The 11,874-nt window shown below is 61.9% G+C and carries 15 protein-coding genes; 7 read left to right on the top strand and 8 right to left on the bottom strand.

Annotation, left to right across the window (positions count from 1 at the left end):
* Positions 1-20: 20 nt before the first annotated feature.
* Complete coding sequence (gene tdh / locus RQ479_RS09145; protein WP_376704840.1) at positions 21-1,055, top strand: L-threonine 3-dehydrogenase; 1,035 nt, start codon at positions 21-23, stop codon at positions 1,053-1,055.
* Positions 1,056-1,248: 193 nt separating this feature from the next.
* Here the strand turns inward: tdh and RQ479_RS09140 are convergent, their stop codons facing one another.
* Positions 1,249-1,704 carry a MarR family winged helix-turn-helix transcriptional regulator gene (locus RQ479_RS09140; RefSeq protein ID WP_376704839.1) on the bottom strand — a complete coding sequence of 152 codons (456 nt, stop codon included), beginning with the start codon at positions 1,702-1,704 and terminating at the stop codon, positions 1,249-1,251.
* A 154-nt stretch (positions 1,705-1,858) separates the two neighbouring features.
* Between RQ479_RS09140 and hmgA the strand changes: the two genes are divergently transcribed.
* Genes hmgA through RQ479_RS09115 form a run of 5 tightly spaced genes read left to right on the top strand, consistent with a single transcriptional unit; the run spans position 1,859 to position 6,002 of the window.
* Positions 1,859-3,172: a homogentisate 1,2-dioxygenase gene (gene hmgA, locus RQ479_RS09135; protein WP_376704838.1), complete on the top strand. Its 1,314-nt coding sequence runs from the start codon at positions 1,859-1,861 to the stop codon at positions 3,170-3,172.
* Positions 3,173-3,182: 10 nt separating this feature from the next.
* A complete protein-coding gene (locus RQ479_RS09130; protein WP_376704837.1) occupies positions 3,183-4,070 on the top strand; it encodes an MBL fold metallo-hydrolase in 888 nt (295 codons plus the stop codon).
* Between the two features lie 60 nt (positions 4,071-4,130).
* Positions 4,131-5,153 carry a fumarylacetoacetate hydrolase family protein gene (locus RQ479_RS09125; protein WP_376704836.1) on the top strand — a complete coding sequence of 341 codons (1,023 nt, stop codon included), beginning with the start codon at positions 4,131-4,133 and terminating at the stop codon, positions 5,151-5,153.
* On the top strand, positions 5,150-5,443 hold the full coding sequence (locus RQ479_RS09120) for a hypothetical protein (RefSeq protein WP_376704835.1): 294 nt from the start codon (positions 5,150-5,152) through the stop codon (positions 5,441-5,443). Before RQ479_RS09125 ends, RQ479_RS09120 begins: the two co-directional genes overlap by 4 nt.
* A gap of 4 nt (positions 5,444-5,447) precedes the next feature.
* The gene (locus tag RQ479_RS09115; protein WP_376704834.1) at positions 5,448-6,002 is read left to right on the top strand and encodes a DinB family protein; all 555 of its coding nucleotides are present in this window, start codon (positions 5,448-5,450) and stop codon (positions 6,000-6,002) included.
* On the opposite strand, the gene RQ479_RS09110 is transcribed toward RQ479_RS09115, so the two are convergent.
* The 3 genes from RQ479_RS09110 to hppD all read right to left on the bottom strand — a co-directional run bounded on the left by RQ479_RS09110 (position 6,003) and on the right by hppD (position 7,786).
* Positions 6,003-6,380, bottom strand: a complete 378-nt coding sequence (locus tag RQ479_RS09110) for a type II toxin-antitoxin system VapC family toxin (protein ID WP_376704833.1) — start codon at positions 6,378-6,380, stop codon at positions 6,003-6,005. It lies immediately after the preceding gene.
* Positions 6,377-6,601 (bottom strand): type II toxin-antitoxin system Phd/YefM family antitoxin, encoded by a 225-nt coding sequence (locus tag RQ479_RS09105; protein WP_023780515.1) that lies wholly within the window; start codon positions 6,599-6,601, stop codon positions 6,377-6,379. The genes RQ479_RS09110 and RQ479_RS09105 overlap by 4 nt, the downstream gene beginning before the upstream one ends.
* Positions 6,602-6,670: 69 nt before the next feature.
* On the bottom strand, positions 6,671-7,786 hold the full coding sequence (hppD, locus tag RQ479_RS09100) for a 4-hydroxyphenylpyruvate dioxygenase (protein ID WP_376704832.1): 1,116 nt from the start codon (positions 7,784-7,786) through the stop codon (positions 6,671-6,673).
* Positions 7,787-7,939: 153 nt separating this feature from the next.
* Between hppD and RQ479_RS09095 the strand changes: the two genes are divergently transcribed.
* A complete protein-coding gene (locus tag RQ479_RS09095) occupies positions 7,940-8,407 on the top strand; it encodes an Lrp/AsnC family transcriptional regulator (protein WP_023674409.1) in 468 nt (155 codons plus the stop codon).
* Between the two features lie 218 nt (positions 8,408-8,625).
* Here RQ479_RS09095 and RQ479_RS09090 read toward each other — a convergent pair whose 3' ends face one another.
* The 4 genes from RQ479_RS09090 to aztA all read right to left on the bottom strand — a co-directional run bounded on the left by RQ479_RS09090 (position 8,626) and on the right by aztA (position 11,794).
* Entirely contained in the window at positions 8,626-8,964 is a 339-nt protein-coding gene (locus RQ479_RS09090; protein ID WP_292656312.1) for a TIGR01244 family sulfur transferase, read from the bottom strand.
* A gap of 187 nt (positions 8,965-9,151) precedes the next feature.
* Complete coding sequence (gene aztC, locus RQ479_RS09085; RefSeq protein WP_376704831.1) at positions 9,152-10,093, bottom strand: zinc ABC transporter substrate-binding protein AztC; 942 nt, start codon at positions 10,091-10,093, stop codon at positions 9,152-9,154.
* Between the two features lie 22 nt (positions 10,094-10,115).
* On the bottom strand, positions 10,116-10,991 hold the full coding sequence (gene aztB, locus RQ479_RS09080) for a zinc ABC transporter permease AztB (protein ID WP_254817491.1): 876 nt from the start codon (positions 10,989-10,991) through the stop codon (positions 10,116-10,118).
* Entirely contained in the window at positions 10,991-11,794 is an 804-nt protein-coding gene (gene aztA, locus RQ479_RS09075) for a zinc ABC transporter ATP-binding protein AztA (RefSeq protein ID WP_376704830.1), read from the bottom strand. Before aztA ends, aztB begins: the two co-directional genes overlap by 1 nt.
* Positions 11,795-11,874: the final 80 nt, after the last annotated feature.

Raw genomic sequence — 11,874 nt, 5'->3', positions numbered from 1 at the left:
AAGGTTCTGGGGACAAAAGAATGTCGAATATGATGAAGGCGCTGGTCAAGGCCAAGGCCGAGCCGGGCATCTGGATGGAACAAGTGCCGGTGCCGGAAATCGGTCCGAACGACGTGCTGATCAAGATCAGCAAGACCGCGATTTGCGGCACCGACGTCCACATCTACAATTGGGACCAGTGGGCACAAAAGACCGTGCCGGTTCCGATGGTGACCGGCCACGAATTTGTCGGAACCGTCGCCGATTTCGGCACGGCGGTGACCGAGTACAAACTCGGCCAGCGTGTTTCCGGTGAAGGCCATATCGTCTGCGGCCATTGCCGCAACTGCCGGGCGGGCAGGGGGCATCTGTGCCGCAACACGCTCGGCGTCGGCGTCAACCGGCCGGGCGCCTTTGGCGAATACCTGGCGATCCCGCAGCACAATGTGGTGCCGATCCCCGACGACGTGCCCGACGAGATCGCCGCGATATTCGATCCCTTGGGCAATGCGGTTCACACCGCATTGTCCTTTGATCTCGTCGGCGAGGACGTGCTGGTCACCGGCGCCGGGCCGATCGGCATCATGGGCGCGCTTGTCGCGCAGTGCGTCGGGGCGCGAAAAGTGGTCATCACCGATATCAACCCGGTGCGCCTGGCACTGGCGAAAAAGCTCGGCGTCCAGCATGTCGTCGATGCCTCGAAGGAAAAGCTGCGCGACGTGATGCCGGCGCTCGGCATGACCGAGGGTTTCGACGTCGGACTTGAAATGTCGGGCGCCGCACCTGCCTTCCGCGATATGATCGACACGATGAACAATGGCGGCAAGATCGCCATTCTGGGCATCGCGCCGACCGGCTTCGAGATCGACTGGAACAAGGTCATCTTCAAGATGCTGCATCTGAAGGGCATCTACGGCCGCGAGATGTTCGAGACCTGGTACAAGATGATCGCGCTGGTCCAGGGTCCGCTCGATGTCAGCGGCCTGATTACCCACCGCATCGGTATCGATGACTATATTTCGGGGTTCGAGGCGATGAAGAGCGGTAACTCCGGCAAGGTGGTGATGGATTGGTAGGCGATTAGAAACGCCGACAGGACAGCACCCCCCTCTGGCCTGCCGGCCATCTCCCCCGCAAGGAGGGAGATTGGCAGTTCTGGCCGCACCACCCAGTCTGCAACGCTGGCAATTAGCGAAAGTCGACACCATGTCTGATCTCCCCCCTTGCGGGGGAGATGTCCGGCAGGACAGAGGGGGGTGGGAAGGATCGCTACGGAACAGCTTTTAGCTCTTTTGTCGACCTCTCTAGCGCCGCCAGCCCTTCCGCTATCGCGGCACGTTCGCCATCGCTGAACTTGGCCAGAAGCTCCCGCTCAAAAGCCTTTGCCAGCGGCACCATCTCGCGATAGGCGGCAAGGCCGGCTTTGGTGAGTGTCAGATGCTCGACGCGGCGGTCGTTTTCATCGGGTGTGCGCGTCAGCCAGCGCCGCCTTTCCAACTCCGCCACTGCTCGCGAAACCTTGGTCTTGTGCATGGCCGATTGGTCGCCGAGCGCCGTCGCCGTCATCGTGCCGTGCTGTCCAAGTCCCGCAAGCGTGCGCCACTCGGGCCGGGTCAGGCCGTGGCGGTCCTTGTAGACCCTTGCGAATTCGCGGCTGACTGCATCGGCAAGCCGATAGAGCCGGTAAGGCAGGAAGGATTCGAGTTCGAGGATTTCCGGTTCCATTTTGGCCTTGACTGAGCAGGCTAACGCCCCATGCCGAAATCACTATTGATGGTTACATTTTCAATGGTTACAAATGAAACCAGTTTGGTCAACTCGGAGCATCTTTTCGGAATGCGTAGACGATGCTCCGGGACTATGAATTCGGGAGGATACCATGGCCTATTCCTACATGCCGGGTTTCGGCAACGACTTCGAGACCGAAACTCTGCCTGGCTCGCTGCCGCAAGGCCGAAACTCGCCGCAACGGCCGGCCTATGGCCTCTATGCCGAGCAGCTTTCCGGCTCCCCTTTCACCGCGCCGCGCGGCACCAATGAGCGCTCCTGGCTTTATCGGATAAGGCCGAGCGTCAGGCATACCGGGCGCTTCAAACCGGCGAATTATCCGCTATGGAAGAGCGCGCCGAACGTCGGCGACCACCAGCTCGCTCTCGGCCAGTATCGCTGGAGCCCAGTGCCGATGCCGAAGGAGCCGACCGATTTCATTGCCGGCATGCGCTCGATCACCACCGCGGGCGACGTGCTCGGCCAGAGCGGCATGGCAGCACATGTCTATGTTGCCAATCGCTCGATGGTCGACGATCATTTCTTCAACGCCGACGGCGAGTTGCTGGTCGTGCCCCAGGTTGGAGCCTTGCGCTTCGTCACCGAGATGGGCGTCATCGAACTCAGGCCGGGCGAGATCGCCGTGCTGCCGCGTGGTCTGGTGTTCAAGGTCGAACTGGTGGATGCCGAAGTGCGAGGCTATGTCTGTGAGAATTACGGCGCCAAGCTGACGCTGCCGGATCGTGGCCCGATCGGCGCCAATTGCCTGGCCAATCCGCGCGACTTCAAGACGCCCTGTGCCTGGTTCGAGGACAAGGAGACACCGTGCCGGCTGATCGCGAAATGGTGTGGTCAGTTCCATGTCACCGAGATCGACCATTCGCCGCTGGATGTGGTGGCGTGGCACGGCAATTATTCGCCCTACAAATATGATCTTGCGACCTTTTCGCCGGTCGGTGCGATCCTGTTCGACCACCCCGATCCGTCGATCTTCACCGTGCTGACCGCGCCGAGCGGCGAGGAAGGCACCGCCAATATCGATTTCGTCATCTTCCCGCCGCGCTGGCTGGTTGCCGAAGATACGTTCCGCCCGCCCTGGTATCATCGCAACATCATGAGCGAGTTCATGGGCCTGATCCACGGCCAGTACGATGCCAAGGAAGAGGGCTTCGTGCCCGGCGGCATCAGCCTGCACAACATGATGCTGGCTCACGGACCCGATGCGTCTGGCTTCGAAAAAGCCTCGCGCGCGGAGCTGAAACCGGTCAAGCTCGACAACACCATGGCCTTCATGTTCGAGACACGCTTTCCGCAGATGGTGACCCGCTATGGCGCCGAACTCGAAACCCGGCAGGACAATTATATCGACTGCTGGGCCGATCTGAAGAAACGCTTCAACGGCACGCCCGAGGGCGACTGGTCTTGAGCGCCGTCGCATGACGGATCGTCTGGTGCTTCTTGGCTCGAAGGGTGGTCCGGCGCTCAGGCCGGGCGGGCCGTGGCCGAGTTCGTCGCTGCTGGAGATTGGCGGCCGCACCATCGTCGTCGATTGCGGGCTCGGCGTAACGCGCGGGCTGACCGATGCCGGCGTCAGTCTGAAGGCGATCGACCTGATCTTCATCACGCATTTGCACTCCGACCATGTCCTGGAACTCGGACCTCTCATCCACACCGCGTGGACGGCCGGCCTGGGAACAAAGGTCAGCGTGTTCGGCCCGCCTGGCATCGGCTACTATTGGCAGCACTTCTGCCAGGCGATCGAGTTCGACATCGAGATCCGCATCGCCGATGAAGGCCGGCCGGATCTCCGCGACTTGGTTTCGATCGTCGAATTTGGTGAAGGCCAGGTGGCGGAAGAGCGCGGTCTCAAAATATCGGCCTTGCGCGTCGACCACCCGCCGGTGACGGACTGCTTTGCGCTGCGCTTCGATCATGCGGGGCAAGGCGTCGTCTTTTCGTCGGATACGGCGTTCTTTCCGCCATTGGCGGATTTCGCCCAAGGCGCCGACATACTGGTCCACGAGGCCATGCTGGCAGAGGGTATAGAGCGGCTGGTCGCGAAGACCGGCAACGGGGCAAGGCTGAGGGAACACCTGCTTGCCAGCCACAGCTTTGCCGAAGAGGCGGGCCGCATCGCCAGCGGTGCAGGCGTCAAAAGACTGCTCCTCAACCACCTCATCCCGGCCGACGATCCCGAGATCGGCGAGGCCGACTGGATTGCCGCCGTCAGGAAAACATGGGCCGGCGACTTGACGATCGCCCGCGACGGCCTTGTTGTGGGGCTGGAGCATGACGCCGAAAAGTGGAAACCGGTTTTCGGTTGAGGTCAGGCGTAGAACAAAAAATCAAAGCAGCACCAAAGCTGCGCCAGGAGAGGAAACCGCATGAAGCTTGCCACCTTGAAGGACGGGACGCGCGATGGAAAGCTCGTCGTCGTCTCGCGTGACCTGACGCGATTTACCGATGCTTCGTTCCTGGTGCGGACGCTGCAGGCCGCGCTCGACGACTGGCATCGGATCACGCCCCATCTCGCTGCGATGGCCGAATCTCTAGAGAATAATGCAGTGCCGTCGGCCCGCTTTCACGAGCATGACGCTCTTTCGCCGCTGCCCCGCGCCTACCAATGGGCCGACGGCTCGGCCTATGTGAACCATGTCGAGCTGGTGCGGAAAGCGCGCGGCGCCGAGATGCCGGCAAGCTTCTGGACCGATCCGCTGATCTACCAGGGCGGCTCGGACGCTTTCCTCGCACCGCGCGACCCAATCCGCACGATCGACGAGACCCTTGGCATCGACATGGAAGGCGAGGTTGCCGTTGTTGTCGACGACGTGCCGATGGGTGCTGGCCTCGATGAGGCGCGGGCAGCGATCCGGCTGGTCATGCTGGTCAACGACGTGACGCTGCGTGGCCTGACCGGGCCTGAGCTCGCCAAGGGGTTCGGCTTCTACCAGTCGAAACCATCATCGGCCTTTTCGCCGGTTGCAGTGACGCCGGACGAACTGGGCGATGCCTGGGACGGCGGCAAGGTCAGCCTGCCGCTGCTGGTCGATCTCAACGGCAAGCCGTTCGGCCGAGCGAACGCCGGCATCGACATGACCTTCGACTTTCCGGCGCTGATTGTTCATGCCGCAAAAACGCGGCCGCTGGCTGCCGGCACCATTGTCGGTTCGGGTACCGTCTCCAACAAGCTCGATGGCGGGCCGGGCAAGCCCGTTTCGGCGGGCGGCGCCGGCTATTCCTGCATCGCCGAGTTGCGTATGATCGAGACTATCGAGGCTGGCGAACCGGAGACGCCGTTCCTGCGTTTTGGCGATACCGTGCGCATCGAGATGAAGGACAGGGGCGGGCATTCGATCTTCGGCGCCATCGAGCAGAAGGTCGAGAAATACGAGGGGGCAAGAGAATGACGGGCGAGACATTCTATCTGCTGTGCGGTGTCTGGGCACTTGCCATGCTGGCGATCTTCATCCTGGCGATCCGCCTGAGCTATCGCATCGAGGCGCGCTCGCCCGGCCTGACCAACCGCAGCGGCTTTCCGCGCAAGGCGATGATGTTTCACACCGTCACCAACACGAACGTCGCTGGAGACCAGGAAACGCAAGCCATGCGGCGGCGCATGATCGGGCTGCTGCTGATTGTTTTGGCTGGGTTTGCGCTTCTATCGGCGGGTGTGTCGCTGTTCCGAGTCGCGCCGTGAAGTCATGGACCTGCTGAACCATTTCCGCCGCATGGCAGCTAACAATCTGTGGTCCAACGACCGGCTCTATCGTGCCGTGCTGCAGCTTCAGCCTGGTGAATTCGAAGCCGAGCGAACCAGCTTCTTTCCCTCGATCAAGGGAACGCTCAATCACATCCTGGCGGTCGATTATCTCTATCTCGATTTTCTCGAAGAGGGCGGCGTCGGCGCCGCGGCCTATGATGAGTTCTTGCTCTTCGACGAAGCGGACGCGCTCTTTGGCAAGCGGACGGAGGCCGACCGGCGGCTGATTGCCTTTTGTGATTGCCTGTCGGAGGAGGATCTCGAGCGCCGCGTCGTCACCGACCGGCGCGAGGACGGCATGATACCGGAACGGATCGGCGACCTGCTCGCCCATCTCTTCATCCACGACATCCATCATCGCGGCCAGGTGCACGCGATGCTGTCCGGCACCTCGGTGAAACCGCCGCAACTCGACGAGTTCTTCCTCGATTACGATGTGAAGTTGAGGAAAGCCGAAGTCGAGCGGCTGGGACTGCGAGATCAACTGCTTGACTAATCATGCCAAAGCCACATCGTAACTGGCGAAATGCGGGTCGGATGTAAGGATGGTGAGATTCTCCATTTGCGCCTGCGCAATCAGAAGTCTGTCGAACGGATCACCATGGTGGCGGGGTAGGCTGCCGACGGCGTTTGCGTGCTGGAAGGTTACGGCGAGCGGCTGAAATTGCATCCTTGGAAGCAGCGTCGGCAGGTCGTCCGGCGCATCGAGTTTTCTGATCGAACGTTTGATGGCAATTTCCCAGACGCTTGCCGCGCTCGCGAACACCACCGCTTCCGACGCCAGAATAGCGCGGTGGTGCTCGGTGAGACGTCGATCGTCCGAAATCGACCAGAGGATGATGTGTGTGTCGGCGAGAAACGGACCGACAGTCATTTCACGTACTCATCCCACTCGGGACCGAGTTCATCAAAATCGTCCGCAATCCAGATCTTGCCCTTCAATGCGCCGATACGCGGCAGGGGTTCGGCCACTGCCGGAGGTACGATACGCGCCGCCACCTTGCCGTGGCGTGTGAGCACGATCTCCTCGCCGGCTTCCGCGCGGCTGACGAGTTCCGACAATTTGGCCTTGGCTTCGGCAATGGAAACATTCATGACTGGATCCTTTATGACCAGAATTTAGGTCATAACTGATCAAACCACAAGCCACCTCGGCCGAACTGGCTACGCTGCCTTGCCGTCCACCTTCAGCACGCCGCGCTTGATCTGGTCCTGCTCAATCGACTCGAACAAGGCGCGGAAATTGCCCTCGCCAAAGCCCTCGTCGCCCTTCCTCTGGATGAACTCGAAGAAGATCGGCCCGATCACGGTCTTTGAAAAAATCTGCAGCAGGATCTTGGTCGTGCCGCCGTCGACCACACCTTCGCCGTCGATCAGGATGCCGTGCTTTTTCATGCGCTCGATCGGCTCTTCATGGCCGTTCACGCGGGCAAAGGACATGTCGTAATAGGTCTCGGGCGGTCCCGGCATGAACTTCAGGCCGTTGGCGGCCAGCCTGTCGGTGGCGCCGTAGATGTCGTCGGTGCCGACCGCGATGTGCTGGATGCCCTCGCCATTATACTTTTTCAGATATTCGGCGATCTGGCTGGTCTCGTCCTTGGACTCGTTCAGCGGGATGCGGATCTTGCCGCAGGGCGAGGTGATGGCGCGGCTGACCAGGCCGGTGATCTTGCCGTCGATGTCGAAGAAATGGATCTGCTTGAAGCCGAACAGGTCGCGGTAAAAATCCCACCATTTGTCCATCTGGCCGCGATAGACATTGTGGGTCAGGTGGTCGAGATAATAAAAGCCGACGCCTTCAGGCTTGGGATCGCGCTCGCCCAGCCAGTCGAACTCGGCGTCATAAGCCGACCCCTTCTCGCCGTAAGTTTCGATGAAATAGAGCAGCGATCCGCCGATACCGACGATCGCCGGCACGTCGAGCGTCTTGTCGTTGCCTTCATAGGGCGTCGCGCCCTTGGCCACGGCGTGATCGAAGGCATGCCTTGCATCGACCACCCGCCACGCCATAGAGGCGGCGCAAGGACCGTGCTTGTCGACGAATTTCATGGCATGCGAGCCGGGCTCGGCATTGACGACATAATTGATGTCGCCCTGCCGCCAGACGGTGATGTCCTTGCTGCGGTGCTTGGCCACCGGCACATAACCCATGCGGGTGAACAGCTCGGCGAGCTTTTCCGGCTCGGCATGCGCGAATTCGACGAATTCGAAGCCGTCGGTACCGGCGGGATTGGTTTTGCTGATCTTGGCGGGCGGTGCGTCGTGCGGGAAGGGACCCATGGCATTGCTCCGAAATCTGGCCCGAAATCTGGCATTGGCCGCGTCGGCCATATCTGAGCGCAATTATAGCGCGGAGCGAGTGCAAATTGCTTGCATTCGAACGCTTGAAATGGTCTGGTCATGCGCGAGTTGTGCATTGCGGAGCCGAAATTCATGGATGAGGCGCGCATCGACCAGTTTGACCGCAAGATAATGGCTCTGCTGCAGGGCGATGCACGGCTGACCAACAACGATTTGTCGGAACGGGTGAACCTGTCAGCGTCGCAATGCTCGCGCCGTCGCCAGCGGCTCGAGGAGGACGGTTATATCAAGGGCTACCGGGCGGTGCTCGACCGCGACAAGCTCGGCTTTTCCCTGGTCAACGTCATTTCGGTGACGCTCGCCACCCACAACCGCGACAATGCGCGGCGTTTCGGCGAGTTAGTGGCGCGGCTGCCGCAAGTGCAGGAAGCGCACGCGCTGACCGGCGAGATGGACTACATATTGAAGGTGGTGACGCCCGATCTCAAATCATTGTCGGAGTTCGTCAACGGCGTGCTGCTGCCGCACGAATCCGTACAGCATGTGAAGACGGCGATCGTGCTGGAGACGCTAAAGGAAACCGGCGCGCTGCCGATTTAGGCTGGGTGAATTGAGCGCGATATGTCGGAGGGACAGCACCCCCCTCTGGCCTGCCGGCCATCTCCCCCGCAAGGGGGGAGATCGGCAGCTCTGACCTCGTGCCCCACTCCGCAACATTGAAAATTGGCGAAAGCCAACGCGGCATCCAATCTCCCCACTTGCGGGGGAGATGTCCGGCAGGACAGAGGGGGGTGCGAAGGATCGCGGCGGCTAGCCAGTCACCCCTTCTGCTGCTGGATCAGCCCATACAGATTGGTGCAGCGGGCACCGGAACGGCAATAGGCGAAGACCGGGCCTTCGAGTTCGTCGAGCGCCTCGGCCTGGTCATCGACATTCTCGGCCGTGATCTGGCCGCTGATGACCGGGATGTAGCGGAAGGCGAGCCCGGCGCCCTCGACCGCCGCCTTGACGGTGTCGGCTGATGGCTGGCCGGGCTGCTCGTCGTCCGGCCGGTTGCAGATCACGCTCTTGAAGCCGGCGGCCTTGATGGTCGCGACATCCTCGGGCTGGATCTGGCCCGAGACCGAATAGTCCTCGCTGATCTGACGGTATTCCATGGCTGGGGTCCTCGCAATCTGGTTAGCGGCAGTCTTGCCACTCCCTGACCCGGTCGGCAATCCGCGCGGAAAAGAAATCCATCCACGCAGATAGAGATTTCGATGCCAGAAATCCAGCCGGGCTAACGCCGTCTGTCGCCAGGACGCATCATGCGCAAGCCCGGCTGGATGAACCGGATCGGTCGGCTCAGCTGCCGAGGATCGCGCCTTTGATCTGGGCGATGTTGTTGTGCATCAGGTCGATATAGGTCGCGGCCGGGCCGTCGGGCTGCGACAGCGCATCGGAATAGAGTGTGCCGCCCACCTTGATGCCGGTCTCGCTGGCGATCTGCTCGATCAGCCGCGGGTTGGTGATGTTCTCGACGAAGATCGCCGCCGCCTTGTCCTGCTTCACCTGGCTGACCAGCTTGGCCACATCGGCAGCGGAGGGCTCCGACTCGGTCGACACGCCTTCCGGGGCCAGGAACGTCAAGCCGTAGGCCTTCTCGAAATAGCCGAAGGCGTCGTGCGAGGTAATGACGACGCGCTTCTCTTGCGGGATCGACTGGATCGCCGCCTGCACTTCGCCCTCGAGCGCATCGAGCTTTTGCGTATAGGCGGCTGCATTGGCCTTGTAGCTGTCGCAACCCGCAGCGTCGGCCGTGCAGAACGCGTCGGCGATGTTCTTCACATAGATCTTGGCATTGGCGATCGACTGGAAGGCATGCGGATCGGTGACCGTCTTGCCGCCATCGGTTTCCGCGCCTTCGGCGGCATCGGCCTCGGCGAATTCGGGTTTGAAATTGATCGGCGTGACCCCCTTGGTCAGCACGGCAATCGAAGCCTTGGTGGCGCTGGCGTCGACCAGGCGCTGCAGAAAACCTTCGAAATGCAGGCCGTTGACCAGCACGATGTCGGCCTTGGCCATCGCCACCGCATCGGCGGGGCTCGGCTCGTAGACGTGGGCGTCGCCGTCCGGCCCGACGATGGTGGTCAGATCGATGCGGTCGCCGCCGACATTTTTGGCGAAATCGCCGATGATGGTGAAGCTGGCGACCACTTTCAACGGCTCAGCAAAAGCCGACGACGCGCCAAGGGCCATTAATGTTATAACGCTCACGGCCAAAGCGGCGCGGATCGATTTCAGCATTGACGGGTCTCCTTTGTTGGGATCAGGCGGTTCTATGGCGGTGATGAACGATGCGGGCGCGCAGGATGCCGCGCGTGCCGAACAGGATCGAGGCGAAATAGACGACACCGGCGGACAGGATGATGGCCGGGCCGGAGGGCAGCGACGCATGGTAGGACAACAGCAGCCCGGCTATGCAGGAGGCAAAGCCGATCACTGTCGCCAGCACGCACATCGGCTCGACGCGCGAGGTCCAGAAACGCGCCGCCGCCGCCGGCAGCATCATCAGCCCGACCGACAGCAAGGTGCCGAGCGCCTGGAAGCCGCCGACGAGGTTGAGCACGACGAGGCCGAGGAAGATGAAATGCACCGGGCTGCCCATCCGGCTGACCGAGCGCAGGAACAAAGGGTCGAGGCATTCGGCGACCAGCGCCCGCCAGAAGATGGCGAGGCTGGCCAGCGTCACCACGACGATGCCGCCGATCAGCGTCAGCGCCTCGTTGTTGAGCGCCAGCACGGTGCCGAACAGCACATGCATGAGATCGACGCTGGAGCCGCGGATCGACACCATAAGCACGCCAATGGCCAGCGAAATCAGATAGAAGGCCGCCATCGAGGCGTCCTCGCGCTGGATGGTGAAGCGCGAGACGGCGCCGGCACCGAGCGCCACGATGATGCCGGCGATCAGTCCGCCGATCGTCATCGGCAGGATCTCCAGGCCATAAAACAGGAAGCCGGCGGCAGCACCGGGCAGGATGGCATGCGCCATGGCGTCGCCGGACAGGCTCATGCGCCGCAGCATCAGGAACACGCCGACCGGGCAGGCGCCGAGCGACAGCATCATCGAACCGGCAAGCGCACGCTGCATGAAGGCGTAGTCGGCGAAAGGAGCGACGAAAAGACCATAAAGCACGTCCATCATGCCGCCCTCGGCCCGGAGCCGTGGTGATGGTCGTGGCTGCCGTGCTCGTGCACACTGTGATCATGCTCGCCGGGCTCACACCATGGCGCGTTGTCTTCCCAGGCTTCGTGGAAGCGGCGCGCACGCAACAGATTCTCCGGCCGCAGCGTCTCCCTGGTCTCGCCCCAGGCGACCGGCTGGCGCGCCAGCAGCAGTGTTTCGGGGAAATTCTGCCGCACCAGATCGAGATCATGGACGACCACCATGATGGTGCGCTCCTCGCCATGCCAGCGTTTGATCAGCGCGATCAGGTCGCCGACGGTCTTCGTGTCGACCGCGTTGAACGGCTCGTCGAGCAGGATGAGCTCGGCATCCTGCAACAGCACGCGGGCAAACAGCGTGCGCTGCAGCTGGCCGCCCGACAACGTGTCGATCGGCCGCTTCTCGAAACCGCCGAGGCCGACGGCCATCAGCGCCTTGCTGACCGAGTCGCGATCTTCCCTTGTATAGCGGCCGAGCATGCCGCGCCGCGGCCATAAGCCAAGCGAAACCAGGTCGACGACCCGGGCCGGAAAGGAGCGGTCCAGTTCCGATTGCTGCGGCAGATAGGCGGCACGCACGCCCGGCGCCCGGATCACCGCGCCGGCCATCGGCTTCAGGACGCCAACGATGCCCTTCATCAGCGTCGACTTGCCGGAGCCGTTGGCGCCGACGACCGCCGTCAACGATCCCTTGCGGATCGTACCATCGAGGTGGTGGATCGCCGGGTGGCTGTTGTAGCCCAGCGTCAGGTCGCGGAAGGTCAGGCAGGTTTGGCTCATGTGACGATCCATGGGGCGACGATCGGTGCTACAGGGGCGGATTCGATATGTGATGTTATTACATTAGTCAACAAGCCAAT

Source organism: Mesorhizobium sp. ISC25, from assembly GCF_042295465.1.
In the GTDB taxonomy this organism is placed as follows: Bacteria; Pseudomonadota; Alphaproteobacteria; order Rhizobiales; family Rhizobiaceae; genus Mesorhizobium.
The sequence above is the reverse complement of the archived record's forward strand: the minus strand, read 5'-3'. Positions and strand labels throughout refer to the sequence as shown.

Coding starts and splice junctions, on each gene's coding strand:
- RQ479_RS09095 (WP_023674409.1), top strand. CDS start 7,940: ATGGATGAGGCGCGCATCGACCAGTTTGACCGCAAGATAATGGCTCTG.
- RQ479_RS09110 (WP_376704833.1), bottom strand. CDS start 6,380: ATGACTGTCGGTCCGTTTCTCGCCGACACACACATCATCCTCTGGTCG.
- RQ479_RS09120 (WP_376704835.1), top strand. CDS start 5,150: ATGACGGGCGAGACATTCTATCTGCTGTGCGGTGTCTGGGCACTTGCC.
- aztA (WP_376704830.1), bottom strand. CDS start 11,794: ATGAGCCAAACCTGCCTGACCTTCCGCGACCTGACGCTGGGCTACAAC.
- RQ479_RS09140 (WP_376704839.1), bottom strand. CDS start 1,704: ATGGAACCGGAAATCCTCGAACTCGAATCCTTCCTGCCTTACCGGCTC.
- RQ479_RS09090 (WP_292656312.1), bottom strand. CDS start 8,964: ATGGAATACCGTCAGATCAGCGAGGACTATTCGGTCTCGGGCCAGATC.
- RQ479_RS09130 (WP_376704837.1), top strand. CDS start 3,183: ATGACGGATCGTCTGGTGCTTCTTGGCTCGAAGGGTGGTCCGGCGCTC.
- RQ479_RS09105 (WP_023780515.1), bottom strand. CDS start 6,601: ATGAATGTTTCCATTGCCGAAGCCAAGGCCAAATTGTCGGAACTCGTC.
- aztC (WP_376704831.1), bottom strand. CDS start 10,093: ATGCTGAAATCGATCCGCGCCGCTTTGGCCGTGAGCGTTATAACATTA.
- RQ479_RS09125 (WP_376704836.1), top strand. CDS start 4,131: ATGAAGCTTGCCACCTTGAAGGACGGGACGCGCGATGGAAAGCTCGTC.
- hppD (WP_376704832.1), bottom strand. CDS start 7,786: ATGGGTCCCTTCCCGCACGACGCACCGCCCGCCAAGATCAGCAAAACC.
- hmgA (WP_376704838.1), top strand. CDS start 1,859: ATGGCCTATTCCTACATGCCGGGTTTCGGCAACGACTTCGAGACCGAA.
- RQ479_RS09115 (WP_376704834.1), top strand. CDS start 5,448: ATGGACCTGCTGAACCATTTCCGCCGCATGGCAGCTAACAATCTGTGG.
- tdh (WP_376704840.1), top strand. CDS start 21: ATGTCGAATATGATGAAGGCGCTGGTCAAGGCCAAGGCCGAGCCGGGC.
- aztB (WP_254817491.1), bottom strand. CDS start 10,991: ATGGACGTGCTTTATGGTCTTTTCGTCGCTCCTTTCGCCGACTACGCC.